Origin of the sequence: Thermococcus thermotolerans (assembly GCF_024707485.1) — an archaeon.
In the GTDB taxonomy this organism is placed as follows: Archaea; Methanobacteriota_B; Thermococci; order Thermococcales; family Thermococcaceae; genus Thermococcus; species Thermococcus thermotolerans.
Map to the genome: position 1 here is coordinate 1,720,826 of NZ_CP102602.1, position 26,985 is coordinate 1,747,810.

The 26,985-nt window shown below is 53.6% G+C and carries 29 protein-coding genes and 2 tRNA genes; 13 read left to right on the forward strand and 18 right to left on the reverse strand.

Going from position 1 to position 26,985, the window contains the following annotated elements:
* Positions 1–158 precede the first annotated feature (158 nt).
* Entirely contained in the window at positions 159–908 is a 750-nt protein-coding gene (locus NUS69_RS09735) for a lipoate--protein ligase family protein (protein ID WP_258083570.1), read from the forward strand.
* A 1-nt stretch (position 909) separates the two neighbouring features.
* On the opposite strand, the gene taw3 is transcribed toward NUS69_RS09735, so the two are convergent.
* A complete protein-coding gene (taw3, locus tag NUS69_RS09740) occupies positions 910–1,548 on the reverse strand; it encodes a tRNA(Phe) 7-((3-amino-3-carboxypropyl)-4-demethylwyosine(37)-N(4))-methyltransferase Taw3 (protein WP_258083571.1) in 639 nt (212 codons plus the stop codon).
* A gap of 141 nt (positions 1,549–1,689) precedes the next feature.
* On the opposite strand from taw3, the gene NUS69_RS09745 reads away from it, so the two are divergent.
* Positions 1,690–1,766: transfer RNA gene (locus tag NUS69_RS09745), tRNA-His, on the forward strand.
* An 847-nt stretch (positions 1,767–2,613) separates the two neighbouring features.
* On the opposite strand, the gene NUS69_RS09750 is transcribed toward NUS69_RS09745, so the two are convergent.
* From NUS69_RS09750 to hsdR, 7 genes are all read right to left on the reverse strand, one after another.
* Complete coding sequence (locus NUS69_RS09750) at positions 2,614–3,045, reverse strand: EVE domain-containing protein (RefSeq protein WP_258083572.1); 432 nt, start codon at positions 3,043–3,045, stop codon at positions 2,614–2,616.
* Positions 3,046–3,244: 199 nt separating this feature from the next.
* A complete protein-coding gene (locus NUS69_RS09755; protein WP_258083573.1) occupies positions 3,245–3,919 on the reverse strand; it encodes a DUF3800 domain-containing protein in 675 nt (224 codons plus the stop codon).
* A gap of 110 nt (positions 3,920–4,029) precedes the next feature.
* Positions 4,030–4,194 carry a hypothetical protein gene (locus NUS69_RS09760; protein WP_258083574.1) on the reverse strand — a complete coding sequence of 55 codons (165 nt, stop codon included), beginning with the start codon at positions 4,192–4,194 and terminating at the stop codon, positions 4,030–4,032.
* Positions 4,195–4,341: 147 nt separating this feature from the next.
* Positions 4,342–5,586 carry a hypothetical protein gene (locus NUS69_RS09765; protein WP_258083575.1) on the reverse strand — a complete coding sequence of 415 codons (1,245 nt, stop codon included), beginning with the start codon at positions 5,584–5,586 and terminating at the stop codon, positions 4,342–4,344.
* Positions 5,583–6,887: a restriction endonuclease subunit S gene (locus NUS69_RS09770; protein WP_258083576.1), complete on the reverse strand. Its 1,305-nt coding sequence runs from the start codon at positions 6,885–6,887 to the stop codon at positions 5,583–5,585. Before NUS69_RS09770 ends, NUS69_RS09765 begins: the two co-directional genes overlap by 4 nt.
* Positions 6,884–8,380 carry a class I SAM-dependent DNA methyltransferase gene (locus NUS69_RS09775; RefSeq protein WP_258083577.1) on the reverse strand — a complete coding sequence of 499 codons (1,497 nt, stop codon included), beginning with the start codon at positions 8,378–8,380 and terminating at the stop codon, positions 6,884–6,886. The genes NUS69_RS09770 and NUS69_RS09775 overlap by 4 nt, the downstream gene beginning before the upstream one ends.
* Before the next feature lie 3 nt (positions 8,381–8,383).
* Positions 8,384–10,912: an EcoAI/FtnUII family type I restriction enzme subunit R gene (gene hsdR / locus NUS69_RS09780; protein ID WP_258083578.1), complete on the reverse strand. Its 2,529-nt coding sequence runs from the start codon at positions 10,910–10,912 to the stop codon at positions 8,384–8,386.
* A 156-nt stretch (positions 10,913–11,068) separates the two neighbouring features.
* On the opposite strand from hsdR, the gene cobO reads away from it, so the two are divergent.
* Both cobO and NUS69_RS09790 read left to right on the forward strand, forming a co-directional pair.
* Complete coding sequence (cobO, locus tag NUS69_RS09785) at positions 11,069–11,596, forward strand: cob(I)yrinic acid a,c-diamide adenosyltransferase (RefSeq protein WP_258083579.1); 528 nt, start codon at positions 11,069–11,071, stop codon at positions 11,594–11,596.
* A gap of 117 nt (positions 11,597–11,713) precedes the next feature.
* On the forward strand, positions 11,714–11,965 hold the full coding sequence (locus NUS69_RS09790; RefSeq protein ID WP_014013138.1) for a UPF0147 family protein: 252 nt from the start codon (positions 11,714–11,716) through the stop codon (positions 11,963–11,965).
* 52 nt (positions 11,966–12,017) lie between these two features.
* Here the strand turns inward: NUS69_RS09790 and NUS69_RS09795 are convergent, their stop codons facing one another.
* From NUS69_RS09795 to NUS69_RS09810, 4 genes are read right to left on the reverse strand one after another with little or no spacing between them, the layout of a single operon-like run.
* Positions 12,018–12,575, reverse strand: a complete 558-nt coding sequence (locus NUS69_RS09795) for an aldolase (RefSeq protein WP_258083580.1) — start codon at positions 12,573–12,575, stop codon at positions 12,018–12,020.
* Between the two features lie 9 nt (positions 12,576–12,584).
* Positions 12,585–12,833, reverse strand: coding sequence for a type II toxin-antitoxin system HicA family toxin (locus tag NUS69_RS09800; RefSeq protein ID WP_258083581.1), 249 nt, complete (start codon positions 12,831–12,833; stop codon positions 12,585–12,587).
* The gene (locus tag NUS69_RS09805; RefSeq protein ID WP_258083582.1) at positions 12,811–13,035 is read right to left on the reverse strand and encodes a type II toxin-antitoxin system HicB family antitoxin; all 225 of its coding nucleotides are present in this window, start codon (positions 13,033–13,035) and stop codon (positions 12,811–12,813) included. The genes NUS69_RS09800 and NUS69_RS09805 overlap by 23 nt, the downstream gene beginning before the upstream one ends.
* 35 nt (positions 13,036–13,070) lie before the next feature.
* Positions 13,071–13,649 carry a hypothetical protein gene (locus NUS69_RS09810; protein ID WP_258083583.1) on the reverse strand — a complete coding sequence of 193 codons (579 nt, stop codon included), beginning with the start codon at positions 13,647–13,649 and terminating at the stop codon, positions 13,071–13,073.
* Between the two features lie 76 nt (positions 13,650–13,725).
* On the opposite strand from NUS69_RS09810, the gene NUS69_RS09815 reads away from it, so the two are divergent.
* Positions 13,726–13,803, forward strand: a tRNA-Tyr gene (locus NUS69_RS09815).
* A 164-nt stretch (positions 13,804–13,967) separates the two neighbouring features.
* Positions 13,968–14,408 (forward strand): Tfx family DNA-binding protein, encoded by a 441-nt coding sequence (locus tag NUS69_RS09820; RefSeq protein WP_258085086.1) that lies wholly within the window; start codon positions 13,968–13,970, stop codon positions 14,406–14,408.
* On the opposite strand, the gene NUS69_RS09825 is transcribed toward NUS69_RS09820, so the two are convergent.
* Positions 14,373–15,047: a CidB/LrgB family autolysis modulator gene (locus NUS69_RS09825; RefSeq protein WP_258083584.1), complete on the reverse strand. Its 675-nt coding sequence runs from the start codon at positions 15,045–15,047 to the stop codon at positions 14,373–14,375. The genes NUS69_RS09820 and NUS69_RS09825 overlap by 36 nt on opposite strands.
* On the reverse strand, positions 15,044–15,391 hold the full coding sequence (locus NUS69_RS09830) for a CidA/LrgA family protein (RefSeq protein WP_258083585.1): 348 nt from the start codon (positions 15,389–15,391) through the stop codon (positions 15,044–15,046). The genes NUS69_RS09825 and NUS69_RS09830 overlap by 4 nt, the downstream gene beginning before the upstream one ends.
* A gap of 89 nt (positions 15,392–15,480) precedes the next feature.
* On the opposite strand from NUS69_RS09830, the gene NUS69_RS09835 reads away from it, so the two are divergent.
* Complete coding sequence (locus NUS69_RS09835) at positions 15,481–16,938, forward strand: DUF2139 domain-containing protein (protein ID WP_258083586.1); 1,458 nt, start codon at positions 15,481–15,483, stop codon at positions 16,936–16,938.
* 11 nt (positions 16,939–16,949) lie between these two features.
* On the opposite strand, the gene NUS69_RS09840 is transcribed toward NUS69_RS09835, so the two are convergent.
* Positions 16,950–17,255: a DUF3213 domain-containing protein gene (locus NUS69_RS09840; protein ID WP_258083587.1), complete on the reverse strand. Its 306-nt coding sequence runs from the start codon at positions 17,253–17,255 to the stop codon at positions 16,950–16,952.
* A 10-nt stretch (positions 17,256–17,265) separates the two neighbouring features.
* Positions 17,266–19,038, reverse strand: a complete 1,773-nt coding sequence (tes, locus tag NUS69_RS09845; protein WP_258083588.1) for a tetraether lipid synthase Tes — start codon at positions 19,036–19,038, stop codon at positions 17,266–17,268.
* A 203-nt stretch (positions 19,039–19,241) separates the two neighbouring features.
* Here tes and NUS69_RS09850 point away from each other — a divergent pair, with 203 nt between their 5' ends.
* From NUS69_RS09850 to NUS69_RS09870, 5 genes are all read left to right on the forward strand, one after another.
* Positions 19,242–19,601: a hypothetical protein gene (locus tag NUS69_RS09850; protein ID WP_258083589.1), complete on the forward strand. Its 360-nt coding sequence runs from the start codon at positions 19,242–19,244 to the stop codon at positions 19,599–19,601.
* Positions 19,602–19,610: 9 nt separating this feature from the next.
* Positions 19,611–20,198, forward strand: a complete 588-nt coding sequence (gene udg, locus NUS69_RS09855) for a type-4 uracil-DNA glycosylase (RefSeq protein ID WP_258083590.1) — start codon at positions 19,611–19,613, stop codon at positions 20,196–20,198.
* A 307-nt stretch (positions 20,199–20,505) separates the two neighbouring features.
* Complete coding sequence (locus NUS69_RS09860; protein WP_258083591.1) at positions 20,506–22,113, forward strand: Na+/H+ antiporter NhaC family protein; 1,608 nt, start codon at positions 20,506–20,508, stop codon at positions 22,111–22,113.
* Between the two features lie 68 nt (positions 22,114–22,181).
* Positions 22,182–23,084, forward strand: a complete 903-nt coding sequence (locus NUS69_RS09865; protein WP_258083592.1) for a pantoate kinase — start codon at positions 22,182–22,184, stop codon at positions 23,082–23,084.
* Between the two features lie 44 nt (positions 23,085–23,128).
* Positions 23,129–24,808 carry an ATP-dependent DNA ligase gene (locus tag NUS69_RS09870; RefSeq protein WP_258085087.1) on the forward strand — a complete coding sequence of 560 codons (1,680 nt, stop codon included), beginning with the start codon at positions 23,129–23,131 and terminating at the stop codon, positions 24,806–24,808.
* On the opposite strand, the gene NUS69_RS09875 is transcribed toward NUS69_RS09870, so the two are convergent.
* Complete coding sequence (locus NUS69_RS09875; RefSeq protein WP_258083593.1) at positions 24,792–25,529, reverse strand: PrsW family glutamic-type intramembrane protease; 738 nt, start codon at positions 25,527–25,529, stop codon at positions 24,792–24,794. The two genes, NUS69_RS09870 and NUS69_RS09875, sit on opposite strands and share 17 nt — an antisense overlap.
* Positions 25,530–25,636: 107 nt before the next feature.
* Between NUS69_RS09875 and pyrE the strand changes: the two genes are divergently transcribed.
* Positions 25,637–26,197, forward strand: coding sequence for an orotate phosphoribosyltransferase (pyrE, locus tag NUS69_RS09880; RefSeq protein WP_258083594.1), 561 nt, complete (start codon positions 25,637–25,639; stop codon positions 26,195–26,197).
* Here pyrE and NUS69_RS09885 read toward each other — a convergent pair.
* Positions 26,153–26,983 (reverse strand): MinD/ParA family ATP-binding protein, encoded by an 831-nt coding sequence (locus tag NUS69_RS09885; RefSeq protein WP_258085088.1) that lies wholly within the window; start codon positions 26,981–26,983, stop codon positions 26,153–26,155. The two genes, pyrE and NUS69_RS09885, sit on opposite strands and share 45 nt — an antisense overlap.
* Positions 26,984–26,985 lie beyond the last annotated feature (2 nt).

Below are 26,985 nucleotides of genomic sequence, written 5' to 3' on the forward strand. Positions count from 1 at the left end.
CCCTCCGGGGGGCTAACGCCCCCACACCCCCAGAAACTTTGCGAAGGCAAAGTTTCTATCCGCTCAGTGGTGACCGCTCTCCTCACCCATCGGAAGGGCTTGGGCTTCATCATCGCTGGACTTAAAAACGCTCACGACCTTTTAACCTTGGTGATGTCATGAGGTTCATTCCGCTTATAGTTGCCCGGCCCGAGGTTCAGATGGCCATAGACGAGGCGATAATGCGCGCCAGAATCGAGGGAAAAGCCCCAGACACGGTCAGGCTCTACGCCTTCTCGCCGAGCTCGGTAACCATTGGGAGATTCCAGAGCGTCGTCCACGACGTCAACCTTGAGGAAGCCAAGCGGCTCGGCATCCCAGTCGTAAGGAGAATAACCGGCGGCGGTTCGGTGTTCCACGACGAGTTCGGCGAGATAACCTACTCGGTGATCGTCGGCGAGGATTTACACCCCATGCTCAAAAACGTTGAGACGAGCTACCGCTATCTCGCGGGTCCTCTCGTTGATGCTCTGAAAGAGCTCGACCTCGATGCCGGCTTCTCCGGCCTCAACGACGTCGTCGCCAACGGGAAAAAGATCAGCGGCTCCGCACAGACGAGGAGGAAGGGGGTAATCCTTCAGCACGGCACCTTCATGTACTCCACCCGCGTCGAGATACTCGGAAGGGTTCTGCGGGTCTCCAAGGCAAAGCTGGCCGACAAGGGTGTTTCGAGCATCTGGGAGCGTGTTACAACTCTGGAGCGCGAGGGGGTAAAGCTTAGCCGCTGGGAGGCCTACGAACTTCTCAGGGACAAATTCGGGGCTGCCTTTGAACTTGTCGAGGGCGAACTAACGGACTACGAGCTTCAGCTTGCGGAGAAGCTGATAGAGGAGAAATATGGAAACCCGGAGTGGAACGAAAGCCGCTGAACTATGGTAGCCCCCATTTTCCTTCTGTTCCGTGTTCCTCTGCCAGTTCGTAGAACAGCTCATCTTCACCGAACTCTTCTCTCAGCTTTCTGAAGCTTCTCTCCAGGCGCGGTAAGCGCCCCTTGCTCCTTCTCAGCATGTCGTTGCCAAGCTCGACGGCAAAGCGGAGGTATTCATCGTCGATTAAAATCCTTCCGTCCCTCCCGAGGGGCGCGGTTAGGTACTCGGTGGCGTTTATCTCGACGAGGTATCTCTTTGAGATTACCTTGAAGGTGGTGTACTTGAAGCCTGAAGCCAGGCCGAGCTCGTGGAGCCTCTTCGCTTTCTCGATGTCTTCGGCAACGACGTGGAATATCGGCGGCTGGCTCTTGAGGAAGATGAGGCCTCTCTCGGCGTTTCCCAGGGCTTTCCTAGCCTCTTCAAACCCAATCGGGCGGTGGACTTTGATGAGCCATCTTGAAAGCGGCTTCGCTCCTAGGGCCGGCTCCTCGATGATTCCAATCCTGCCGGAGCAGGAGGAGGTCGTGTAGATGCCATCGATGGAGTTTATGAGCAGGAGGAGGTCGATTATGTCCCCGTCAACCTTTCCCTCTCTCATCGCCGTGAAGAGGCTGGTGAGTGCTTCGCGCTTTGCCTTCATATCTAAACCTCCCAAAGCCGGCTGTCCCGCTAAATCTCTCCCCAGCTTTCAGTTATGGTATGTAAAAGGTCTCAGCTCCCTCTTTCACACCCTTCTGTCGAAAACTTTATAAAGCTAACCCAAAAGGTTTAGCTGGAAATGGCCAGGGTGGTGTAGCCTGGTTAGCACAGGGGACTGTGGATCCCCTAGCCCGGGTTCAAATCCCGGCCCTGGCCCCATCACATCAACCCTTTGCTGGCGCATGTTGAGACTTTCGTCTCAACACGTCGGGAAGCTTCGCTTCCCACGAAGCGTTGACGGAAAGATAGCGTGCAATTCTAAAGTGCTTATTTTCCTCGGGTTTACTCTCTAACTGCCACTCTTACGAGGTTCTACTCCCAACAAGGCGTCCAGAGGACGCCAGAAGAAAAGTGAAACTCACAAAAAGTCCAGAGTTGGATGTTAAACCCGTTTTCATAGGCAAGTTTAGAGTGCACGCTTGATTCTCTGCCAGTTCAGCAGGAAGGGAGTTCTTTTGGTGAAGCTTTTTTCAAAAGCTTCCTGTACTCTCAAACCCTCGGAGTGGGGCTTTGCCCCACAACCCCGTTTTCTCTAAAAACCTGGGAAACTACGTTTCCCCACCTTCCTTACTCCTTAATTCTCCGGGGGGCTAACGCCCCCACACCCCCAGAACTTCGCCTTCGCGAAGTTTGATCAAGGTTCGTGACCGCTTTTCAAGCGCCTCTTCCAGTGTGCATCTAACAAAAAGCTAATCTTTAGTATGGAATTCTCGTTAATTAGCCAAACCAAAAGCAGTCCCTCAAATACGACGCCCTTCGGGCGTCAAAAAGAAAAGTGGGGCTTAAATATGCGGTAGTTTCTATGAGAAATCCGGCATTAGAGGGTATAACTTTGAGGTATGCATCCTTTTTTAGCAAGCAGCCTCTCAGAGCGGTCACAGACTGTGATCAATCTTTGTCCGGTAACTGTGGCCATACTCCTGAATGGGGTTCGCTTCCTCGGCTACAATACCGAGGATGAATAACAACCATCAAAAAATTCGAGATTGTTGTTCAAAATGAAAAGTCAGAGCAGAACTTCGATCAGTTTGTAGTCCTCCTCCGGGATTTCTCTCATTGCCTTGCCCATCAGGTGGCCGCTCCAGCGCTTCTTGTTGGTGATGAAGCTGAGCTTTGGGATGAGAGGCTTGAAGTCGAGCTCGCCGAGTTTAACTGGCTTGATCTTAATCCTGAGCGGGTAAGTCTCGTTGAGGTGTGGTGGGCTCTTGAATATCTTTGTTGAGTCGGTGTAAGGCTCGCTTACAACCTCGAAAATGCCGAAGATTTTTGGTTCGAGAATCTCTTTGTTCTTCCGCTCCTGCTTGACGTAGAAGACGAGCTTATCACCTGGTTTAACCTTGGCGATGGTGTTCCTGTGTCTCTTAGCGACACCCCAGACGTTCCTCTTTTTGACAACCTCCCAGTTGTCACGAGTGGTGATGCAGAGCCAGTGAGTCATGAGGGTTCACCAGTTGGAGTTGGTTCGTCCGGCTTAATATCGCTTTGTGTCCCCACATGGCCAAGTTTGGGCACTAACATTTAAAAGAAGTTTACACAGAAGTATAAACGGAGATGAGGGTAAGTCCCGGTGTCCGCCGCGTACCTTGAGGTACGCGCAAATGGCGGCCCGGGGGCCGATTCCTACTTCTCGTTTGGTTTCAGTAAATCTGCTTAAACTTCAGGACTTTTCCGGCATCTTCAAACTTCTTAATGAAGTCCTCTCTGCCGTCGAGCCTCCTGTAGAACGCGTTAACAACGAAATCCGCCACTTGGATGAGAGGTTCTGCCCGTGAATCCTTCTGGTGAACGGTCACTTTCACCCCATAGAGTATGGCTTCGGTTATCATCTTTTGTATGTACTCTTCCAAGTTTTTCTTTCTAAATTTCGTGGTGTGATAGTGGTCGAGGTACACCTCGACTGTTAGCGCTTTGTCCGGCGTGTATCCGATTCTGCCAAGATACAGTTTCAGTGAGTCCACTATTAGAACCCTCGCGATGTAGTTGTAGTGAGTGGCCTTTTGGGAGCGGTTGTTTTTGATGTAGTCGTAGGTGTTTTTCTTGTTCACATAAACGGCCGCTATATGAGCACTAGGGCATTTGAAGAGTTCATTAAGAATGAATCTTCTTATTTTATCGTCGCTCTTCGAGGCCTTTAGCTCAGGGATGTCTTTTTTCTTCTTGCCGAGTTTCCCTCTTGCCTTCTTGGGGATCCTCCTTGCTTTTTTCACGTCATCTGCTTTGAGTATGATGGCACCCATAACGAAGTACTGACTGCTGCCTGCTGAAAAACCTAAGTCTCCTGCCTCGTCGAGGACGATGTAAAGATGTGTCATAGGCGTTCCTCCGTTTTGGCCTAAAGTACGTCTTTTTGCGGAATAAATATACCTTATCCGTATCGTCGTTAAATTTCTGTCAGATTTTTGGCTTCTGATTTGTCGGTTTATCAACCACTGAACTTCCAGTAGAGCACTAAGAGCGTTATTCCAAGGTAGAGGAGGAGCTCGGGAAGGCTTAGGAATATTGGGCCGATGTAAATCAGGCCAATGAGCCAGCCCATCAGGTAGGAGAATGACCAGAAGGGCATTACGTCTATCAGGCCAACCGTCATGAAGATGGAAAAGACGTTAAATAAAAAGGACATCCATGGGAGTCCGAAGCTGTAGGCGAAGGCCCGGACTATTTTAGTGGTGATAAAACCTGTGACTGCCCCGCCAATGGCCCGGGCAAAGCCGTAGTTTGCTCCGGGAATTAGAGCTCACCTCCTAATAATCCTATCGGGGCGCTCAGTTATCTCGGTAATTCTCTCAACTGCATTCAGGATTCGTTCGAGTTCTTCTTCGGTAATGTTGTATTGGGAGAATACATCTTGAATTAGGTTGGGGGCGACTTTAAACAGCTCTCCCCACTGTTTTATTCCTAGCTTTGCCTTGATTTCGTCTTCATGTTCTTCAAGCTCCTGAATTTTATGGGGAGGCAATTTAGCGTATTCCAGAAACGCCGAGAGCGTGAGATTCCTGAGTATGGTCTTCGTTAGCTCTTCCTTGATAGTCTCAAGGCTACGAGGGTGGTACTTTTCGAGAAGGCTTAGTGCTTCCTCGCTGAACTTTCCAAACGGGATTTCAGCAGCAGAAAATGGGAAGACTATTAAGACGCCTTCTGCGGGATCCCATTGCTCGAAATCTTTTATAATCGCTTGAATTACCTCCTTTTCTTGACTATTTGGCAAATTCAACATTATACGGTTAAGTTCTGCCTTGAGCTTTTTCTTAAGCTTGTTGGCATAGTTGAGGTATTCTTCTTGGAAGACTCTAGCTAAGTCTTTGGGAGAAATTCGAAGTTCCTGTGGAAACACTATCAAATGGAAGGGTTCTGGAGGACTACTTTTAAATAGGGGAGCAGAAAACCTGCCATACTCCTCCTTTAAGAACTCTGAAAACGGAGATTTGTTCATAAGGACATCTTGAAGGAGCCTCCAAATAGTGCTCTTATTTTCGTCACTTAGCTCAATACCCTGGGCCTTTGGTAGTTTTTCAAGAAGGTAGCCTCTCTTCTTCGTATCGCGTTTTAGATTAAAGCCCCTACCCTTCTCATAAACTATAAAAGCGGAGTCCTTACCGTATTTCTTCTCCCATCTCTTCGTTATGTCACTGACTGAAACTTTTCCATAACGTACGAGAATATAAAACAGCTCTTGTAACTCCTTCAGCTGTTCATTTAACTTCTCTAAGTGCTTGGCTCTCTTCTGAAGAGTTTCTTTGTCTTGTTCCAGCTGTTTGATTTGTTTTTCATATCTCTCTTTTTCGTTAAGCCAAGTTTGATTGGAGGTCTCAGAACTTTGCTCGAAGAGATAGTACAATCCAAAAAGCAAAACAAAAGTCACGAAAATTATCAAGGCAGACACCAGGATATTCCCATAATAGACTCCAAACACCCCTCCGCCTATTATTCCCACGAGTGCTATCACAGTATTTAGAAAGGCTCTTTTTGTTGTCAACTTCATAACTCACCTCTAAACGCCCTGTCGAGTATCGCGGGAAAGAGTCTTTCTAACTCTTTTTCACGCTCCTCGTAGAGCTTTACCAGCCTCTGGGCGCGCTCGCTAATTGAATCGAGGTAGGCGACAATGCGCTTTTGTTCTTCGAGGGGCGGGAGGGGGATTTTAAGTTTCAGCACGGCTTCTTTAGGTACTCTTTGTCTTCCTGTTGTTCCAAGCATTTGGTCTTCGAGGGTTTTTCTCGCGTACTTGCTTCTCAGGATGTAGAAGAGATACATTCTGTCTAGTGAATTGGTATCTTTTATGTATATTGGATAAACTTCGGTTGTCGCCAGTGCAAAGCCATTTGGGACATTTTCAGGTACCATCCCCTGCTTTCCGTTCTCGAATGATGGTGTTATTTTGGCTAAGAGGATATCTCCCGGTTCAGAATAAGAATAACTCTTAATATTTGCTGGTTCTCTGATTTCATAGCGTGCAAAAATCCCGTTTTCGGGTATCAGTTCCATTGGGATAAACGCGATACTGTCAAATTGAGAGAGCTTTTTCTTTACCCCTGCGTTTCCCCGAATTCCGGCTACTTTTTCAATCTTTTTCCACTCCCATCCCCGCTCCTCCGCCTTCGAGAAGACCTCGTGCAGAGCTGAGGCCATCAGCCTTTCCGCTTCCTCCCTCGCTTCCCTCGCGAGCCTCTTTGCCTCCTCAAGGCGCCTGCTCACCTCGTCGAGCTTGGCGACGATGCGTTTTTGTTCGGAGAGAGGAGGGATGGGGGTAAGAATGCGGGAAAGTTCCTTAGCATTTATGCCTTTCCTAAGTTTATCTCCCATTTCCTCTCTGATATTTACCCAATAATAGGGTGTTTGAGCGAAATAAAACACAAACTTGGGGAATATTTCAGGTTTTGTGACTTTCAGCCTGATTAGATATGAAGCAAAAACAGCATCTACCTCTTGATCAATGTATGTTGCCTTCCCTGTGGTTGCTCCAATTCTTGCAAATAACAAATCCCCTACCTCTAGATGATATTTTTCAAAATCTCTTTCAGAAATCTCGCAAAATGGAACCTTCAGCCAGTTTATTTTTCCGTTTTCATCAATGTCAGTTATTCTCAGGAATTTTACTCCTGTGTTTTTATTCGTTGCTGAGGCTGTATAACCATATTCAAACTTTCCTAAGTCCCCAAGCCTCACCCATCTCCAGCCTTCCGGGAGCTCCCAGGGGCCTTTGAGCCCCCTTGACTTGGAGTTTTCCTTTTTCGGCTGGGTCTTCTTCGAACTCATGAACTCCGTGAGTGGCTTCTCCCTCATGGCTTCTCACCGAGGACGGATTTGATTTCCCTTAAAAGCTCGCTTATCCTCTTCTCTTTCTCCTCAAGGCTTGCTATAATCTCTTCGGGCGCTGGGTACTCTATCGTTAGCCTCCTGTTCGGGTTCCTTGCGCTCAAATCGTAGTCCCTCTCCTTAACCTCGTCTATGCTCACCACCCACGAGTTCTCGGAGAGGGCTTTCTTCTTCCACTCCTCGTCGCCGGTTTCGAGGTACTTCCTCCACGCCTCGAACTTTTCGAGTGCGTCTTTGAGGTCTTCATCCCTAATCGGGTTCGCCCTCGTGTAGTTCTTTCCGTTGGGCGGGACGAGCTCGTAGTACCAGATTTCCTTCGTGGGTTTTCCGCGCTCGAAGAAGAGCAAACTGGTTTTTGGCCCAGTTCCGCCCTTGGGCGAGATGTTGGCGAAGGCTCCCTGGGGGAGGCTGACTATCGCGAAGACGTTGTTCTTCTCAAGGAGGTCTTTTCTAACCCTCACGTAGGCCTTGGTAACGTTGGAAAGAACCCCGTCCGGCAGGACTATGCCCACCCTGCCCCCGGGCTTCACCTTTCTCATTACGTATTGGAGCGCCGCCAGCTCGGTCGAGCGGGTTCTAACGATTAAGTTTTGGAGGTTGGATTCCTTTATTTTACCCCCAAATGGTGGGTTCGTGAGTATTACGTCGTAGAGCTCGCCCGGATTGTGCAGGTCCTCGCTGAAGGTGTCGGTCTTCACGAGCTTCGCATTGACCCCGTGCAAAAGCGTGTTCATGTTGGCTATTAAATAGGGCTGGGCCTTGAGTTCCTGGCCGTGGAAGGCCTTCTCCAGCTTCCTGAGGTCTTCAACGGTTTTGGCCTGTTCGTACATATGGTTGTAGGCCTCAACCAAAAAGCCACCCGAACCGCAGAATGGGTCGAAGACACTCTCGCCAATTTTTGGATCGACGACCTTAACCATGAACCTGACGATGGGCCTGGGGGTGTAGTACTCGCCGGCCGCCCCTCCTTCGCGGCCCATGAGCATCAGGGTCTCCTCGTAGAGCTGGGACATTATCTGCGTGTCTTCCTCGTCGGTCCTTATGTCCTCGATGTTTTGGAATATCTCAAGCAGGTTGTGGGGGTCGTGGACTTTAAGGGTCACGTTGGAGAATATCTCCCCTATCTTGTTCAGCTCGTCGCTCCCGCCGAGGGAGCTGAGATACGGCCAGAGCTCGTTCGCTATGAAGTCGTAGAAGGCCTTTACGTCCTTTACCCTCCCCAGGCTGTCAACGCCGAAGCGCTTCGGCCAGTTGTGGAAGAGGTACTCCTCCTTTATCACCGGGCTGTACCGCTCACCCCTCAGCTCGGCCTCAAGCTTTCTCTCCTCTTCCCTATCGCTCAGGATTTTAAGGAAAAGCATCCATGAGAGCTGTTCAACGTAATCGAGAATTGAAAGCCCTTCGGCTCGCATTATCTCGTAGATGTGTTCGATTCTATTGGCTAAGGTCTGCCTCTCCATTCATCATCCCTCCATTAAATCAGCGTACAGGCCCTTTTCAATCTCTTCCAGAACTTTGCGGAGACCTTTCCCTCCGCCAAAGATTCTGGCTATGCCCTTCAGCCCGCCGTAGGCCTTGAACTCTGGAAGTTCAAAAACCCTTGGGTCTTCAATCTCGCTCAGGCCGTAGAGGCGGTAGTGGTCTATGAGGTCGAGTATTATTTCCCTGCCCTTCTCACCGAACTTGTTCATGAACTCCCTCTTCAGCTCAAGGAACAGGTGCGCCCTCTCGTCCCTCGAAACTATGGGAGCGTCGAAGAGGAGGTTCGCCAGCAGGTCGAACTCATCCGCCTCTGGAACCTTCTCGATGAGCGAGAGCAACTTGAGGTCTATGCCCGCTTTTTTCAGGTCTTCCTTAAATCTGAGCCTCGCTTTTCTGTCCAGCCAGATCTTCTTGAGGTCGGCCAGGCTGGCTATTCTTCTCCTTACCTGCTCTTTGGTGTACTTCACGTACTCCGCCTCAAGAACCCTGTTGCCTCTGATTTCTATCTTTATCTTGTTCTCCTCCTGGATGTAGACGTTGATACCCCTAACCGTTATCGGTGCCTTGTTTTCCGGCTTCAGCTTCCTGAGCGTTACCGTGGCTTGGTTATCCGGTCTTGGAAATGTCGAGACGTAGGTTTTCTTTGGCCTGTACCCGCTCGCCCTTATGTCGACGAGTACCGCCTCCCTCGGAACGTTGCTCAGAAAAATCCTCCCATCGTCGTCCGCGACCACATGAACGGGCTTCCCGGGCTTAACGTGAACCACAACGTCGGCACCCTTCACGGGTTTTAGGGTTTCATCATCAACTATGAGCATGTTAAGATACCAGTCCGTCGGCCGGTCTCTATCCGGTTTGAACTTCGGAACGTCCCAGCTGTCGAACAGCCTCGTTGCTCCTGTAAAGTCTATTATCCTAAAGGTGAACTTTCGGGTTCTGTCGTACAGCCTTGAGGCTCTTCCGATTATCTGATGGAACTCGACCTTTGAGCCCACATGCTTCAGGAAGATTATGTTTCTTATCGGCGGAACGTCTATCCCCGTGCTCAACACGTCAACGGTCGTTGCCACAGCTGGAAACATCTCCTCCGCGTTTGCAAAGCTGTTCTTCAAGACCCTGTGGGCTTCAGGGTCGTCCGAGATTATCGGATAGGCGTAGTTGTCAACGCGGAACTTTGGGTTGAAATAGTTGTTGAGAAGTGCCGCAACTTCTCTCGCGTGCCTCTGAGTTGGGCAGAAAATAACGGTTTTGGCGAATGGGTCTGTGTCCTCAAGGAACTTCGCTATCCATTCAACTATCGCCCTCGTCCTGTCCAGCAGGATTATGGTTTTTTCGAACTCCTCCGATGTATAATATTCCTTTAGCTCGGCTCCTTCGGGTATCTCAAGCTGAACGCCTGCGCTCTTGAGCTCTTTGAAGGTTATTCTGCCCTTCTTGTCCACATTGGTGTACACTCTTATGATTTCCTCGGGCGGGGCAAGATAGCCGTCTTCTATCCCCTGGGCGAGCGTGTATTCATAGACTGGCTCTCCAAAGTAGCGATAAACGTCCACGTTATCGCTCCTCTTGGGCGTTGCCGTCAAGCCGAGGTGTATGGCATTCCCAAAGTACTTCAGGATGTCGTGCCACCGTTTCCATCCGGAGCGGTGGCACTCGTCTATTATGACGAGGTCGAAGTAGTCTGGATCAAAATGCTGGTAGACCCTCTTACCGTTTTTCTCAGAGTACAGGGTCTGATAAGTGGCGAAATAAACATCCTTGGCAAAGTTTATGTTGTCCCCCTTGAGCTCCCAGCGAGCGTTTCCAAATGCCTCAAATGCGTTGTACGCCTGCCCTCTCAGGTAGACCCTATCTACCACAAAGAGTATCTTCTTCAAAAAGCCGCTCTTGTAGAGCTTCCACGCTATCTGAAACGCGACGAACGTCTTTCCACTCCCAGTCGCCATGGTCAGGAGCAGACGCTTTCTCCCGAGGAGTATCTCTTCGATTGCACGCCTAACGGCGACTTCCTGATAATAGCGGGGCTTTTTGTCGCGAATATAGAACGGGACTTCGAGGGGGTTTGATTTCACCCGTTTTATTGCCTCGTCGAGGCCTTTTCTCTTTGTGTATTTCTCCCATAGTTCTTTCGGTTCAGGGAACTCATCCAGTTCTCTGGTCTGCTTTGTGAAGAAGTCATACTCAACTATCTTCAGCCCATTGGTGGCGTATGCGAAAGGGGCATCGAGGGCTTTTGCATACCCTTTCGCCTGCTCCAGCCCTAAGTATGGATCCCCACTTGCCTTTTTTGCCTCCACAACGGCTATTATATGTCCCTGGAAGTTCGGGTAGAATAGAACGTAGTCTGCCCTCTTGGGAGACGTCCTGCTTCCGTCATTGTTGAGGATTCTGCCCACAGAGATAACGTACTCTCGCCTGATTTTATCTTCATCCCATCCGCTCTCGTGGAGCTTTGGGTCAATCAGCTTACTTCTGGTGTCGGCTTCAGTGTAATCTGAATACCCCCGCATGGTTCAAAACCCATAATCTGTGACCATACGGAATATATAACGTTTACTTCTGGGCATGGGGTGGAGGTTTTATGGATGTTACTCCCTTATGAACCTGTCTTAGAGATCCAACACTCTTTAAAACCCTGGCAATTATATCCATCCGGTGAAGTCAAGATGGCATGGAAAGACAAGCTCGGCTTGGTGCACATCTACACCGGCAACGGAAAGGGGAAGACGACGGCCGCCTTTGGTCTGGCCGTCAGGATGCTCGGCTCGGGAGGAAAGGTCATCATCCTCCAGTTCATGAAGGCTCCCAATGTGTACGGCGAGCAGAAGAAGATAGCTGAGTGCGGCGCGGTCATAGAGTCCTTCGGTTTACCTAAGTTCGTCCACGGGAAACCTGAACCGGACGACATAGAGGCGGCGAAGAAGGCCCTGGAGCGCGCGAAGGAGGTCGTCTCAAGCGGCGAATGGGATTTAGTAGTTCTCGACGAAATCTGCGTCGCCCTCGGTTTCGGAATGCTCGACGTCAAGGAGGTTGAGGAGCTCATCAGGAACAGAGCGCCCCACACCGAACTGGTCTTAACCGGCCGCTACTGCCCAGAGGAGCTGTTCAAATTAGCGGACTACGTCACCGAGATGAGGGAGATAAAGCACCCCTACCAGAGGGGTATCCTCGCCAGGAGGGGCGTGGAGTTCTGACTCCACGCTCTATTTCTCGCCAGGTTTCGACGTTGACCGAAAAGTTTTTTAGTTAGGAAAGCTTAAGATAACCCGAGGAGATTTTAGTAACAATTCTTTAGAAAAGGGGGTGATAGAATGAGCGAGCTCATCGGCCAGATCGTGCAGGTTCTCAAGGAGCAGGTCGTCCAGGACACCGTTGTCCCCAGGAACATAAGGCGCGCCGCCGAGCAGGCCATAGAGGCCCTCCTCGACGAGAGCAAGGAGCCGGCCGTCAGGGCCGCCGATGCGATAGCCATCCTTGAGGAGATAAGCGAGGACCCGAACATGCCGATGCACACGAGGACGATCATCTGGGAGGTCCTCGGTGCCCTTGAGCAGGTCAAGTGAGCGTTTTCTTTTTACGCTCATTTCCTGCGCTTTCGGGTGGATAAAAAAAGGGCTATTTTCTGCCCAGATGCCAGAGCTTCGCGCTCTCCTCCACCAGTTCGGCCTTGTAGAACGCCTCCCGCAAGGTTCTTCCGACGGTCACTATGCCGTGCCGCTCCATTATTACAGCGTCCGACTGGAGTATGGCATCCGCCACGACATCGGCCAGCTCCTGGGTTCCTGCAGGTCGGAACGGGGCTATCGGGATTCTCTTCAGGTATATCTCCGCTTCGGGGGTCATTATCGGCAGCTCCCAGTCGATTAGGGATGTTGCGGCTATTGCATAGGGGGGATGGAGGTGCGCTATGGCTTTGACGTCCGGCCGGCTCCTGTACACGGCCAGGTGAAGCCTGTACTCGGAGGAAGGCCTGACGCCCGAAATCTGTCTCCCGTTCATGTCTATAACGGCCACCTGCTCCCGAGTCATGTCGTCCATCACAGCCCCCGTGGCCTTGATGAAGACGAGGTTTCCCTTCCTGATGCTCAGGTTTCCGCCAAAGGCGGCGGTAAGTCCCCTCTCGTGGGCCAGTCTGGAGTATTTAACAAGCTGGGTTTTGATTGTCCTGCTCATGGTTTCACCTCAAAGCTTTTTGAGAATCTCAATCAATTCCTCACGGGGAATCCCGTTCCAGAGGGATACTTTGTTAAGGATGTCTTTGAGGGTTCCTTTGGCTATCTCGTCATGATACGGAATCGTTATCTTATGCGTTCCCAGCGGGGTTCTTTTCTCAAGTCTGACGTGGCTTCCGCGCTGTCTTACAACGGTGTATCCAAGCCTTTTGAGGAGTTTTATCAACTTCTCGCCGCTAACTACTGGCAGTTTGCTCAACTCTGGACACCTCAAACTCCGAGAGCGTCATGACAATTATTTTCTCTCCTCTCTCGATCTCCTCCTCGAAATGAAGCTCCACAGCCTCCTGGAGGTTTTCCATCAACTCATCTAGGGTTTTTCCCTGAGTGAAAATGTCCTCGTTAATTCCTCTGGCACACCAGTACTCCCCATCGAAATACACGTCAAACTTTACTATCATCACACTCCCCTGGGAATGGTTCTTTCTCTTGGTACTTAACCTTTTACCCTCACACCGTAGCCGCAGTCCTGACAGCGGGCCTTCTCCCCCTTCCAGGCGAGCTCCCCGCCGCAGACGGGGCAGGTGTGAACGTCACCCTCGCCCCTCCACCGCTCGTACGTCTCGCGGGCTATGACGAGGAAGAGCCCATCTTCATCCTCCTCGAAGTGCCCTAAGACCGGGTTGCTCTCCAGTTCAAGGGTTTTCCCGTCTATGATTATCGGTTCGATGCCTATGTTTCCCTCGTATTCGAGGTCGTTGGTCGGGAGGATCTCCACGACGAACGCCCCGAGCTTTTTGTCGTTGTAGGCTATGACCTCCAGCGCATCGCTGAGCTCGCCGCTGGAGGAGATGACGTCAACCACCAGCGTCTCCCCCCGTGGGAAAGCGAGGGCTATGAGGAACCTGCTCCTGTAGAGGGCCAACCCCCGGTCGAGACAGCTCTCCTCCATTCCGAGACTTTTCAGCATCCCGCGGAGCTCGTCACCGTCCGGCAACCTGCCCTCGCGCATTATGAACTCCCCTATTCCCTTCGCGAGCGGCATGGCGAGTGTAACAGGTTCGTAGAGCCTCATGTTCCCACCCCAATTACCTCGGGAGAAAAATTTATAAACCTACCCGGGGGATTATGGAACGGGCTGCCTGTAGGGTCCCGCGGTAGCCTAGCCTGGGAGCGGCGGCGGACTGTAGATCCGCAGGTCCCCGGTTCAAATCCGGGCCGCGGGACCACCAGAATTTTACGGACTTTTCTGAGAGCTTTGAACCTGTGGTTCTTTCTCGTTCGAGGGCTCTATCTCGGTGTACGGGCTCTTCTGGTGATTCGACGGTTTCTGCCCGGCTTTTTGAGAAAAACTTTTTAATCTTCAGCACCGTGTTAAACTTTGGTGTTTAAAATGCCCTCGAAGAGCTTCCTCACCGAGCAGCAGATTAGGATACTCCGTCTGCGGGCCAGGGGCCTGAAGCAGAGCGAGATAGCCGAGATGCTGGGGACGAGCAGGGCCAACATAAGCATCCTTGAGAGACGGGCCCTTGAAAAGGTCGAGAAGGCCAGGAACACGCTCCTCATATGGGAGCAGATAAACTCGAAGATAAGCGTTGAGGTGCGGAAGGGGGAGGACATATTCACCGTGCCGGTGAAACTTTTCAGAAAGGCCGACGAGCTGAAGATCAAGGTCCCCTACAGCACGGCGGAGATAATAGCCTTTCTCGTGGAGCACGCGCCTGTCGAAGACAGGCTGGCAAAGAGAGACTTCACACTCTTCCTTGACGCCAGGGACAGGCTCAGGATAAGCGAGTGCCTACTTGAGGAGTTCGATGAGGTGGGGAAGCAGTAGGGACGTGAAGACACCGTTCAGGGCCATGGCCAGACCGCTGACAGCCCCGGCGAGCTCGTCCTCCAGTATTATCCTCGCGGTTCCGAGGCCGTGGGAGCTGACGCCAGTTGCGAGGCCCCTCGCTATTCTGTCCCTGACCCGGATGAGGCCGAGCAGCTCCGGGGCGAAGGCGTTGCCGAGGAGCCCCGTGAGTATCACGAGAACCGCGGTTAGGGCTGGAATGCCCCCTATCTTTTCGCTTATGCCGATCGCAATGGCGGTGGTAACGCTCTTCGGGGCTATGCTGAGGAGGACTTCCTCGCTCCCGCCAAGGAGTCTGGCAATGTAGAACGCGCTCAGGATTGCGACCGTCCCGCCGGTGGCTATTCCGAGCCCTATCTCCCTTGCGTAGGCCTTTATTGTTGCTCTGCCCTTGTAGACCGGGACGGCCAGGCTCACCACCGCCGGCCCGAGCAGGAACTTGAGTATAACCGCACTGCCCATATAGCTCCCGTAGGGGATTCCGAACCCCCTGAGGATAACCGCTATCGTGATTATGGACAGGAGAACCGGGTTCGTGTAGAAGGCTCTCCTTCTGGAGTGGAGCTCCGAGAACAGGTAGAAAACCACCAGCGTGAGCGTTATCCCGAGCGGGTTCATTTCTCCCCCCTCCTGAGGAACTCGACGGTCTTCGCCGTTACGACGAGCGTAATCAGAAAGCTCAGAACCAGGGCGACGAATATCGGAACGGCCTGGCTCCTTATGAGGCCGAGATAGGCCACTATCCCCACGCCGGGAGGAACGAACATGACGCTCATGTTCCTGACGAATAGCTCCGCCTCCCCCTCCACCCACTCCAGTTTGATGAGGCCCGCGAGCAGAGAACCCAGGAGAAAGAGCATCCCCATAACGCTTCCGGGAACCGTCAGGTTGAGGATGTATGTTACCAACTCGCCCAGTGCGTAGAAGCCGAATATTATCGCCAGTCCGCGGTAGGCCTTCATGTCTCAACCTACGGCAAGGGCATATAAAAGCGTCCCGGCCCATGCGAAAGACCAATAAGCCATCACCGCGTAACACCCCTGGTGATACCATGCTCCTCAGGGACTATAGATTTCCCCCAAGGTACGGCCCGGAGTGGGGTAGCGGCGGCATATTCGGGCTGAAATACCACAATGGGACGCTTTACTTCACGCTGGCCTTCGAGGCCGAGGCGCACTTCATAGACGTGAAGAGCGGCGAGGAAAAGACCTACGACTTCACCCTTCTCGGCGATGCCCCGACGAGCGGTGGAGATACCTACAACGCGGTCGAGACCGTTGACGAGTTCATATACTTCGGCGGCTGGGTTCACGCCCCGGCCGTTTACAGAGAGGACCGAAGGATACTCTTCCACAACAAGTACTCCCACGTCCACGTCTACGACACCGAAGAGGGGACTGTAAAGCTCCTCTGGAAGGATTCCATCCACCACGAGACCGACTGGGCAGGGGAGGTAAGCGATATACTCTACGACCCCTACAACGACAGGCTCCTGCTCGCGAGGGAAGACGGGCACGCGAACCTCGGTGTCTATGCCCTCGATAGGAGAACCGGGAAGGCGGAAGCCCTGATTCACGAGCCCTCCCTCAAGGGGACCCTGGTTCACGATGCAGCCTTCTTTGGGGTCGGGAGCAACTTCACCGCAGGGCTGAGGGAGATAAGGGCCCTCGACCTGATAACCGGAAAATGGGAAGCGTTTAAACCCGGGGACAGCGTCGATGGAAGGCCTTACATAAGGCCGGAATACGGACCACTGGCGAGTGCCTACAACAGGGCCTTTGCCTTCGTCCGTGGGGGGATAATAGCAGGCAACCCCCTCATGGGTGAGGACTTCGGGTTCTTCCGTCTCTTCGAGTTCTACACCTTCTACGCCCCCTTCAGGGTGAACGCGATAAACGTCGGCGGTGGAATACTGACGGCCTACAACGCCCACCACGACGTCCTCTACCGGCCGGACGGGAGTCTGACGTGGGCGACGACCAACACGATAGCCGGGCCCAGCGTTCTCCTCTACATCGCACCGCCGATGGTAAAGATAGTGGGAACCTTCGGGGCGAGGGTTACGGGCATCGAAAAGGTGGACGGAAAGCTCCTTATTGCCACCAACACCACCCCGAACACGGGCTCAACCGAGGCGACGCCCTTTGACACGGGGAGCAGGGATGTGGTGGTTCTCGACGAGAAGATAATTCAGGAGAGGCCGCCGGCGGTGAGCTTCTCAGTGCCCCTGTCACTGCCTAGCATGGCGAGGAAGCTGGGCGGTGGGACCTTCGGAGGAGTCCCCCTCGACGGCTACCGCGAGCCCAGGATGGTTCTCTACCTGAGCAACGACAACAGGCTGACCGTCTACGAATACGACCTTTCGCTTCCAGCGGGGGAGGCCGTTGCGGAAACCTTCGATGTCAAGGCGGGCAAGAACATCCTTGAGCTGGACTCCTTCAGCGGAATCGTGGGCTTCGAGCTGGAGAAAGAGGACATGAAAGGAAAAGTAAGAATAGAGCTCCGCTGAGCCTTTTCCTTTTATGATTCCATGCTTCCCAGGATGTTGTTCCAGGAGTAGCTGGATTCCACGAGCTCCCTTACGGCTATGCGCTCCTCTCCGATTATCTCCGGTTCCAGCTCTTTCAGCTTCTCTAGAAGCTCCTCCCTGGGTAGTGCATCCTCATCGAATACCACGAAGCCGTTTTTGGCGTAGCCGTTGAGGAACGCCCTCCATATCCTTTCGTCCTTCAGGAGCTCGTACTGCTTTGCAGTGGCCTTCTCCCAGTCTATGTTCCCGAACCTGAAGCTGAGCACCGTGAGCATCTTGTCCGGGCTGACGCTCATCTCGACCACCTCACGCCTTTTCCATGACTCCGAGGTAGTCCTCGATGTCGACGTAGGTCTTCCTGTAGAGCTCGCTGTTCTTCATCCGCTCAACGAACTCCTTCGTTCTGATGTACTTGTCCTTCCGGTACTCCCAGTCAGGATGGAGCGCCTTCCACTCCTCCCAGGTGTAGCTGAACTGGGCCTGCACCTTGTCCCTGTAGAGCTCCGGGATCACGTTGAAGGTACAGAAGGGCACTATCCTTCCGTCCGGCATGGCGTAGTGGATGACGCAGCGCTCAACCCTCTCGACGTCGTAGTTGTACTCGTCCATGAAGTGCATCATTCCCAGGAAGAGTGCGTTGAGGTGGAACTTTCCGAGGGCGTCGTAGTTGCCGTGGACAAAGGCGTTCTTTATGAGGTCGAGGACACCGAGCCCTTCGGGGGCGTACTTCTCGTCGTAGAAGCTCTTGAACTTCATGAATATCTCGGCGCCGAGCTTGAGTTTGTGGAGCCTGCCCATGCTCTTCCAGCCCTCTATCTCCTCCGCCTTGCTCTCCAGGTACTCAACGAAGCCTTCCACATCAAGGAACCTTCCAATCGGGACGACCCTCTTCTTCTCCCTGTCCAGGAAGACGTAGGTGGCGGCACCGCAGCCGTAGTGGCTGGTCATGTAGTACTTACTGCCCGAGAACGCCTCAAAGAACCTGGCTATATGCCCCGCTATCGGAATCGGATACCAGTCCTCCCTGGCTATGGCACCGTGGGTCTGCTCCTCTATCCTCTTTATCGCGCCCGGTATGGTTATTCTAAAGCGCTGGCGCTCCTTCTTCGGAACCCTCCCTACGAGGGAAATCGGCTGGAAGTTTACACCGCGGACGATGTCGAGGTGGTTGAGGCCGAAGTTGATTATCGCCCCGAGCTCGTGATCGTTGACGTTCCTTATGGTGGTCGGCACGAGGACTATTCCTGGCCCGCTGGCCTTCCTCACGTTCTCAAAGATGAGCGGTATCTCCCAGTGGTTCTTCCAGTTGGTCTGGGGGGTCATTCCGTCGTAGCTGAGGTACAGCACGTTGACCCCTGCCTTGCGTATCTCTTTGACCAGCTCCGGCTCGAAGGCGAGCTTTATTCCGTCCGTGTTGAGCTGGACGTGGTCGTAGCCTTCCTCCTTGGCGATCCTGATTATCTCTATGAGGTCCTCGCGGAGGGTCGGCTCGCCTCCGGTGAGCTGAACGGCGTTTGCCCCGATGGGGTGCTCCTTCTTTGCATTGCGGAGCATCATCCTTATCTGCTCAAGGGTTGGCTCGTATATCGGCTGGCCCTCCTTGGCATAGAAGAAGCAGTACCAGCAGCTCAGATTGCAGCGGTTGGTGAGAACTATGTTGAGCAGGCTGGTGTGGGAGCGATGCCTAGCGCAGAGACCGCAGTCGAGGGGGCAGTTGACGCCCGAGGCGTCAACGTTGGCACTCATAAGCTTGAAGTCAAACTTCCACCGCTGGAACCGGTAGTACTGTTCAACATCCTCATAGTAGAGGTCGGTTATCATACCTTCCGGACAGCGCTTCGTTATCCACACCATACCGTCCTTCTCCCAGACGACTGCCGGAACGACCCTTCTGGTTTCCGGGCAGAGGGAGTACGTCCTGTGGGGCAGATGTCCACCGTAAGCCCTGCTGGCCTTCCTAAGCATCTCCTCGAACTCCTCCTCGCTGATCTCCGGAAACTCGACTATATCCCTGATCCTCCTCGTCAGCTGGTCGAATTCCTTTTCGCCGCTGGGCACTTCACCAACGCTCTCTGCCATATCCATTCACCCCTCATTTCCACTCCTTTTGCTGGGTTTTATTTCGCTTCAGGATATAAAAACTTTTGCGTAAATATGAAGATTTTCCTGCATATCTATGCCCCATACTTGGGTAGAGAGCTGACCTGTCATGGATGGTGGGGTTTTCGAGAGGAAAAAAGGTAAGGTTAAAAACAGACCCTCAAACTTAGTCCGGTGGTGAGATGCCTGCGAGAGAGATGAGGATGGAAATGTTCCTCCGCGCCCTGCTGAGGAGGGACTTCACAAAGGCAAAGGCGCACCTGGAAAAGCTCCAGAAGATGGCCGGCTCCGATGAGTGGGGCAGGGGCTACGGGAAGGCAATAAACGGGTTCATGAGCGCCCTGAAAGACAACGACACAGATGCACTCATAGTCCAGCTGATAAACGAGCACGACAGGGAAAAGGCCGAGAAGCTCCTTGGGCACTTTGAATCCATTCTTGAACACGAGTTCAGGGACGAGTACGAGAAGGGCTACTATACGGCATGGGTCGAGTTCCTCAAAGCCTACCTGAGCCAGAAGACCCTCGCACTCAAGAGATGAGGTGTTTTCATGGGCAGGGAAGAGGCAATGAGAAAGCTTGAGGAGCGGATTAGGGCGTGCCAGAAGTGCCCGCTCGGCCAGCTCAGAACGAACGCCGTGCCCGGTTCGGGAAGCTACGATGCAAAAATCATGTTCGTCGGGGAAGCACCGGGGTACTGGGAAGATCAAAAGGGCCTCCCCTTCGTTGGGAGAGCCGGTAAAGTTCTCGATGAGCTTTTGGCTGAGATAGGCCTCACCAGGGAAGAGGTCTACATCACCAACATCGTGAAGTGCCGTCCCCCAGAAAACCGCGACCCCACCGATGAGGAGATCAGGGCCTGCTCCTCCTACCTCGACAGGCAGATTGACATCATCAGGCCGAAGGTCATAGTCCCGCTCGGCAGGCACTCGATGCGCTATATCCTTGAGAAGTTTGGCTTCGAAGCCGAGCCGATAAGCAAAATCCACGGAAAAACTTTCGAGGCAAACACCCTTTTCGGGAGATTCGTCATAATGCCGATGTATCATCCGGCAGTGGCCCTATACCGTCCCCCGCTGAAGGAAGAGCTGAGGAAGGATTTTCAGAGGTTGAAAGAGCTTATCAAGGGCTCTCCATGAGGCTGTTCCACTTTCAATTACTCTTCCGAGTGAGTCTTCCCTACTTGGCGTTTTTTAAGCCCGAGACGCTGTCTCCTGAAGCTTTTTCTGGGAAAGATTTTTATGGAATTGGTGAGCATTATTGTACTTGAGAGTATGCATTAATGCAGAGGTACACTAATATTCACTGAGATGCAGGAAATACGGTTCAAATGCATGGAAGGGGACCACGAAATTTTCGAAAATATGTCATTATGTCAAAAAGTATTCAGGAAAGCTTATATTCCACCCAAGATTTCAAGGCATGATATTTAATGGGGGTGAAACCATGTCGGACTTCGGTATACTATCTCTGCTGCCACCTCTGGTGGCTATTATACTGGCGATATGGACGAAGAGGGTTATCCTAGCGCTGTTCGCCGGTGTCTGGATTGGCGGCGTTATGGTATCGGGCTGGAACCCAGTGACTGGAACCACCCAGACCCTCGACTGGATAGTGGCGAACGCCACCGACGACTGGAACGTCAAGATACTGCTGTTCGACTTCCTCATTGGAGCCGGCGTCGGGCTGATCTATAAGTCCGGCGGTGCATACGCGATAGGCCGCGCCCTCGCGAGCAAGGTTAAAAGCAGCCGCGGCGCCTCGCTGATGGGATGGCTCCTCGGCGTGCTCATCTTCTTCGACGACTACACCAACACCATCATCGTCGGAAACACCATGAGGCCCATCACCGACAGGACAAGGGTTTCGAGGGAGATGCTCGCCTACATAGACGACTCAACGGCCGCACCGGTCGCCGGTCTGGCTATAGTCTCGACCTGGATAGGCTACGAGGTGGGTCTCATCGGCGACGCCTTCAGCAAGCTGAACGTTGACCTGACGTCCGTTGGGGGCGCCTATGGTGCGTGGGCCCACAGCGTTCCCTTCAGGTTCTACTCGATACTCGCGATAATACTCGTCTTCATCGTGGCGCTCACCCACAGGCACTACGGGGCCATGCTCCAGGCCGAGATGCGCGCAAGGAAGGAGGGCAAAGTCCTCCGCGACGGCGCCAGGCCCCTCATGACAACGGAAGTCGACCTGGGGATGCCCAAGGAAGGAGGAAGCGTTCACATCTTCATATGGCCCATACTGACGCTGATCTTCGTCACGCTCTACGGCATGTGGTACACCGGTGGTGGGGGCGAGGTCTACGCCACCGACGGACTGATGGGGGTCCTCGGGAACTCCGACTCTGCACTGGCGCTCCTCTGGGGAAGCTTCGCGATGGTCGTTGTTGCCCTCTTCCTCGTGCTCGTCACCAGGCAGATGACGGTTGAGGAGGCCGAGGACGCGATAGTCCGCGGCATGAAGCAGATGGTTATTGCCAACACCATACTCCTCCTGGCATGGAGCATCAAGAGCGCCACCGACGCCGTTGGAACCGCACCCTACATCGTCGACCTCGCCAAGAGCGCCGGCGTTACAGGAAGCTGGGTGCCCCTGATAGTGTTCCTCATCTCGATGTTCATCTCATTCACGACCGGAACGAGCTGGGGAACCTTCAGCATCATGCTGCCGATAGCGATACCCCTCGCCTACGGCGTTACCGGCTACCTCGGTCCGGAGGTCTTCGCGGCAATCGGTGCCGTCTTCGCAGGAGGAATATTCGGCGACCACTGCTCCCCGATCAGCGATACGACAATCATGAGCTCTATGTTCAGCGGTTCCGACCACATAGACCACGTCACGACCCAGGTTCCCTACGCGATGACCGCCTCGGGCGTCGGCATAATACTCTACCTCCTCTTCGGACTCGGAGTCCACACCTGGTGGATCCTCCTGCCACTTGGTCTGGTGCTCCTCGTCGGAGCCTGGTACTTCCTCAGCGAGTGGTACGGCAGGAAGTACGGCATACCCCACGGCAAGGTGCCGGTCTACGTGGCCGAGGAGTGAGCTTTCCCTTTCCTTTTCTCGCCACTTTTAAAAGGCAAAGGTTCAACCCTCTTCTCGGAGGTGAGAGAGTGCTCGTCAGGGCTTTCGTTCCGGCTCACATAACGGCTTTCTTCGTCCCGGTGTTTCACGATGACCCTCTAAAAGCAGGCTCCCTTGGTGCGGGCGTGAACCTCGACAAGGGTGTCAACGTCTTCGCGAGCGTCGAGGAGGGCTCCCTTGAGAGGCACGTACACATAGCCTTCAACGGCGAGCCGGTTGGGAAGAAGAGGGCAGTCATAAGCTACTCCGTCGCGGATGAACTCGTTCCAGAGGATTTCCGCGGAGAGGTTGAAATCTGGCAGTACTTCGATTTTCCGAACGGGTACGGCTTCGGCAACAGCGCCGGCGGCGCTCTGGGAACGGCCTTAGCGTTAAGCTACACCTTCGGCGGGACGTGGCTTAGGGCCGCTCAGACAGCGCACAAGTATGAGGTCCTCAACAGGGGCGGCCTTGGGGATGTGATAGCCCAGCTCGCCGGTGGGATAGAGGTTCGCGTTAAGGCAGGTGGCCCGGGAATCGGGGTTGTTGACAACCTGTTCTTCGAGGGATACAAAGTCCTCGTCGTCCCCCTTGGAAGGCTATCAACGAGAGAAGTTCTGGACGGCGATGTCGTGAGAACCATAGAGCGCGAGGGGAAGGAGGCCCTTGAGAAGCTCCTCCTGGAACCGAGGCCTGAGAGAATGATGACCCTCGCGAGAGGGTTCGCGGAGAGAACCGGCCTCCTGAGCGGTGAGCTCCTTGAGCTGGCGGGGGAGATTGATAGGGTACTCAGGAATCCCAGCTCCATGATAATGCTGGGCAGGGGTCTCTTTGCCCTTCTCCGGGAGGACGAGGTGGAGAAGGCCATAAGCTTGGTCTCCGACCTCGACCTGCCCTACGATGTGACCGGAATCCATGAGGGCAGGCCCGTGGTGGGAAGGTGGGTCGGCTAAACCCTTTTATCTCCCTTCCCCCTAACCTATCCCAGGTGGTGGGGATGAAATACGCCGAACTGGCCGACCTTTACAGACGCCTTGAAAAAACGACACTCAAGACCCTCAAGACGAGGTTCGTCTCCGATTTTCTGAAGAGAACCCCCGATGAGCTCCTTGAGATAATACCGTACCTCATTCTCGGAAAGGTATTTCCCGACTGGGATGAGAGAGAACTCGGCGTTGGTGAGAAGCTCCTCATAAAGGCCGTCTCCATGGCAACCGGCGTTCCCGAGAGGGAGATAGAGAACTCGGTGAGGGACACCGGCGATTTGGGAGAGAGCGTCGCCCTTGCCCTGAAGAAGAAAAAGCAGAAGAGCTTCTTCTCCCAGCCCCTCACGATAAAGCGCGTTTACGGCACGTTCATTAAGATAGCAGAGGCGAGCGGGCAGGGCAGTCAGGACAGAAAGCTGAAGTACCTGGCCAACCTCTTCATGGATGCTCAACCCGAGGAGGGCAAGTACCTCGCCAGAACGGTTCTGGGAACGATGAGAACCGGCGTTGCCGAGGGACTCATGAGGGACGCCATAGCGAGCGCCTTTGGAGTCAAGGCAGAGCTCGTCGAGAGGGCCTACATGCTCACCAGCGACTTCGGATACGTGGCGAAGGTGGCCAAACTTGAGGGCAATGATGGCCTCTCAAAGGTCAGAATTCAGGTGGGCAAGCCTATAAGACCGATGCTCGCCCAGAACGCGGCCAGTGTGAAGGAAGCCCTGGCGGAGATGGGTGGGAAGGCGGTATTCGAGATAAAGTACGACGGCGCGCGCGTCCAGGTTCACAAGGATGGTAGCAGGGTTGTTATCTACTCCCGCCGGCTGGAGAACGTGACGAAGTCCATCCCCGAGGTTGTTGACGCTGTTTTGGAGAGCGTAAAAGCTGAAAAGGCCATCGTGGAGGGCGAGCTCGTTGCCGTGGGCGAGGGCGGGAAGCCCCGGCCCTTCCAGTACGTGCTGAGGCGCTTCAGGAGAAAGTACAACATCGAGGAGATGGTGGAAAAAATCCCGCTGGAGCTGAACCTCTTCGACGTCCTCTACGTTGACGGTGAGGGTCTGATAGACACGCCCTTCTCCGAGCGCAGAAAGAGGCTGGAGGGGATAATCTCTCCGGGGGAGCGGATAAGGCTGGCTGAGCAGCTGGTAACCACCAGCGTCGAGGAGGCCGAGGCGTTCTATAAGAAAGCCCTTGAGATCGGCCACGAGGGACTGATGGCGAAGCGCCTGGATTCGGTTTATGAGCCGGGAAACAGGGGCAAGAAGTGGCTCAAGATAAAGCCCACGATGGAGGACCTCGACCTCGTTATAATCGGCGCCGAATGGGGTGAAGGAAGGCGCGCACACCTCCTCGGCTCCTTCCTGGTTGCGGCCTTTGACCCCCACAGCGGAGAGTTCGTCCCGGTCGGAAAGGTCGGGAGCGGCTTCACCGACGAGGACTTGGCAGAGTTCACCAGGATGCTCAAGCCGCTCATAGTTCGCGAGGAAGGCAAGTACGTCGAGATAGAGCCGAAGGTCGTTATCCAGGTCACCTACCAGGAGATACAGAAGAGCCCGAAGTACGAGAGCGGCTTTGCCCTCCGCTTCCCGCGCTACGTCGCTTTGAGGGAGGACAAGAGTCCGGAGGAAGCGGACACTATCGAGCGCATAGCCCAGCTTTACGAGTTCCAGGAACGGTTTAAGGCGAAGCGCTGATTTCCTCCGTCTCTTCAATATTCTCCGGCACTTCGCCCGTTCCTTCATCCTTCTCTGGAACAAGTCTCCCCGCCAGCTCGGCGGCCTTTTTTGCCATTAGCGGTGTCACGATGAGGAAACCTGTCGACAGTCCGGCAAGATAAGCCACAACGGTTCCGGGGTAGCCGTCGGCAACTGCCAGTGGTGGGAGATCATAGAGGGCATGGGCGATCATCGAGAAGGCCAGACCAGTGAAGCGCTTCCATCCGGTCTCGCCTAGCAGAAAGCCTATCGTGATGGCCGCCCACACAGTGTGCAGTCCAACGAGAACTAGTCTGACACCCACGAGATAAGCCGGTTGGTTAAGGGCGAAGATTCCAGCGGTGTACATTATTCCTTCCACGACTCCCAGGAACAGTCCGGTACCAATGACGAGCTTCCATTTCTCCCACTCCTGAGAGCGCTCGAAGAACTTCAGGGGCAGGAGCTTCACCGACTCTTCGACTATCCCCGCCGCGAAGGCCAGTGCAACCCACGTCTTGAGGAACAGAAGGGGTGCCTCAAGGATCGAGGCTATAATGAGGCCGAGCACTCCGATGGCGAAGGATTGAACCTTCCAGCCGCTCTCGGGGAAGGAGCGCCATCTCCGGAGGGTGTATCTAACTGCCAGCAGAACGGAGAGGCCGCCAGCTATGGTTATGACCCCGAAGTAGTATCCGATGACCCTTTCCGGTGTGAGCATGGTATTCTCTCCACCATCACTCTTTATTAAAGTTGGCCCCAACTTTTTTAAATTCGGTGTATATCTCACCCGTGACCCGCAGGAAAATTTACATTAGGGTGTTCAAAATGGGGGACATGAAGGATCAGCTCATTGATATGTTCTTCTCCGAGGGGGCCATACTCTTCGGGCATTTTGTGCTCACTTCGGGGAAGGAGAGTGACTATTACATAAACGTCAAGAGGCTCAGCACGAACCCTAATGCACTCAAACTTATCGCGAGGCTGATGGCGGAAGAAGTCCAAAAGGCCGGGATAAACTTCGACCGCGTTGCCGGTCCCGAGCTTGGGGCCGTGCTGATAGCGACGGCCCTATCGCTGGAAACCGGAAAGCCCCTCGTCATAGTCCGCAAGAAGCCCAAAGGGCACGGTACGGGGAGCCAGATAGAGGGCGAGGTCATGCCCGGCGATAGGATCCTCCTCGTCGAGGATGTCACAACAACCGGCGGAAGTGTTCTGAAAGCCGCTGAGGTTCTGGAGAAGGCCGGAGCTGAGATAGTCACCATAAGCGTGGTCGTTGACAGGGAAGAGGGGGCAGGCGAGAGAATAGGAAAGAGGTACAGATTCATACCCCTTGTCACGGTCTCAGAGCTTTTTGCCCGCAGGGACTCTGCCGGAGTGGAGGAATGAGCTTATTGCCTCATATAGCCTGTGGAGCAGGCCCTCCCTCCTCTTTCCGAATATCCACTCGTTCAGGATGTCGCCGGCCTCCCTAATGGCCTTTGACGCCGGAGCGTGGGGTGCGTAGTCGAGAACAGGTCTCCCTATGTTTGTTGCTTCAGGAACCTTATGGTCGTAGGGGATGATCCCGACAACGGGGATATCGACGCTGTACTCAAGGAAGTCCACAACGTCATCGATGTTGTGGGACGATTCCCTGACCTTGTTTATTATTACCCCTACCCTCAGCCCGTAGGCCTCGCCCAGGGCCTTGAGCTTGATGACTTCGTTCTCGATCATTCTGTGGATCGAGCGTATCGGGGAGCGCTCTATTTCGAGCACGATGAGCTGATACTGAGCGAGCCGGAAGGTCGATATAGTGTCGAAGGGTATGCCAACTGGGGAGTCTATTATCGTCAGCTGGTACCTCGTTGAAATCTCCCTCACGATGTTCCTGAGTCGTTTGTTGTCGAGGTCGATGACATCGTACAGCCTTGAGCTACCCGGAAGCACATCGACACCTGTGTTGATGTCGTGGTAGACGGCATCCAGAGCGCGCATTTTGGGATTTTTCAGGAGGGTGTGCAGGTTGTATATCGGGTTGTATATCCCGAAATGAAATGAAAGTTTGGGCAGGTACAGGTCACCGTCTATGACGAGTGTCCTGTATCCGTTCTTGGAAAAGTACGTGCCTAGGTTGGCGGTCATTGTGGTTTTTCCAGCGCCACCCCTGCCGGTTATCACCACTGATACCACTG

Bases quoted from the DNA above. Each gene is read 5' to 3' on its own strand.
- NUS69_RS09735 (WP_258083570.1), top strand. From the start codon at position 159: ATGAGGTTCATTCCGCTTATAGTTGCCCGGCCCGAGGTTCAGATGGCC.
- taw3 (WP_258083571.1), bottom strand. From the start codon at position 1,548: ATGAAGGCAAAGCGCGAAGCACTCACCAGCCTCTTCACGGCGATGAGA.
- NUS69_RS09750 (WP_258083572.1), bottom strand. From the start codon at position 3,045: ATGACTCACTGGCTCTGCATCACCACTCGTGACAACTGGGAGGTTGTC.
- NUS69_RS09755 (WP_258083573.1), bottom strand. From the start codon at position 3,919: ATGACACATCTTTACATCGTCCTCGACGAGGCAGGAGACTTAGGTTTT.
- NUS69_RS09760 (WP_258083574.1), bottom strand. From the start codon at position 4,194: ATGACGGTTGGCCTGATAGACGTAATGCCCTTCTGGTCATTCTCCTAC.
- NUS69_RS09765 (WP_258083575.1), bottom strand. From the start codon at position 5,586: ATGAAGTTGACAACAAAAAGAGCCTTTCTAAATACTGTGATAGCACTC.
- NUS69_RS09770 (WP_258083576.1), bottom strand. From the start codon at position 6,887: ATGAGGGAGAAGCCACTCACGGAGTTCATGAGTTCGAAGAAGACCCAG.
- NUS69_RS09775 (WP_258083577.1), bottom strand. From the start codon at position 8,380: ATGGAGAGGCAGACCTTAGCCAATAGAATCGAACACATCTACGAGATA.
- hsdR (WP_258083578.1), bottom strand. From the start codon at position 10,912: ATGCGGGGGTATTCAGATTACACTGAAGCCGACACCAGAAGTAAGCTG.
- cobO (WP_258083579.1), top strand. From the start codon at position 11,069: ATGGCATGGAAAGACAAGCTCGGCTTGGTGCACATCTACACCGGCAAC.
- NUS69_RS09790 (WP_014013138.1), top strand. From the start codon at position 11,714: ATGAGCGAGCTCATCGGCCAGATCGTGCAGGTTCTCAAGGAGCAGGTC.
- NUS69_RS09795 (WP_258083580.1), bottom strand. From the start codon at position 12,575: ATGAGCAGGACAATCAAAACCCAGCTTGTTAAATACTCCAGACTGGCC.
- NUS69_RS09805 (WP_258083582.1), bottom strand. From the start codon at position 13,035: ATGATAGTAAAGTTTGACGTGTATTTCGATGGGGAGTACTGGTGTGCC.
- NUS69_RS09810 (WP_258083583.1), bottom strand. From the start codon at position 13,649: ATGAGGCTCTACGAACCTGTTACACTCGCCATGCCGCTCGCGAAGGGA.
- NUS69_RS09820 (WP_258085086.1), top strand. From the start codon at position 13,968: ATGCCCTCGAAGAGCTTCCTCACCGAGCAGCAGATTAGGATACTCCGT.
- NUS69_RS09825 (WP_258083584.1), bottom strand. From the start codon at position 15,047: ATGAACCCGCTCGGGATAACGCTCACGCTGGTGGTTTTCTACCTGTTC.
- NUS69_RS09830 (WP_258083585.1), bottom strand. From the start codon at position 15,391: ATGAAGGCCTACCGCGGACTGGCGATAATATTCGGCTTCTACGCACTG.
- NUS69_RS09835 (WP_258083586.1), top strand. From the start codon at position 15,481: ATGCTCCTCAGGGACTATAGATTTCCCCCAAGGTACGGCCCGGAGTGG.
- NUS69_RS09840 (WP_258083587.1), bottom strand. From the start codon at position 17,255: ATGAGCGTCAGCCCGGACAAGATGCTCACGGTGCTCAGCTTCAGGTTC.
- tes (WP_258083588.1), bottom strand. From the start codon at position 19,038: ATGGCAGAGAGCGTTGGTGAAGTGCCCAGCGGCGAAAAGGAATTCGAC.
- NUS69_RS09850 (WP_258083589.1), top strand. From the start codon at position 19,242: ATGCCTGCGAGAGAGATGAGGATGGAAATGTTCCTCCGCGCCCTGCTG.
- udg (WP_258083590.1), top strand. From the start codon at position 19,611: ATGGGCAGGGAAGAGGCAATGAGAAAGCTTGAGGAGCGGATTAGGGCG.
- NUS69_RS09860 (WP_258083591.1), top strand. From the start codon at position 20,506: ATGTCGGACTTCGGTATACTATCTCTGCTGCCACCTCTGGTGGCTATT.
- NUS69_RS09870 (WP_258085087.1), top strand. From the start codon at position 23,129: ATGAAATACGCCGAACTGGCCGACCTTTACAGACGCCTTGAAAAAACG.
- NUS69_RS09875 (WP_258083593.1), bottom strand. From the start codon at position 25,529: ATGCTCACACCGGAAAGGGTCATCGGATACTACTTCGGGGTCATAACC.
- pyrE (WP_258083594.1), top strand. From the start codon at position 25,637: ATGGGGGACATGAAGGATCAGCTCATTGATATGTTCTTCTCCGAGGGG.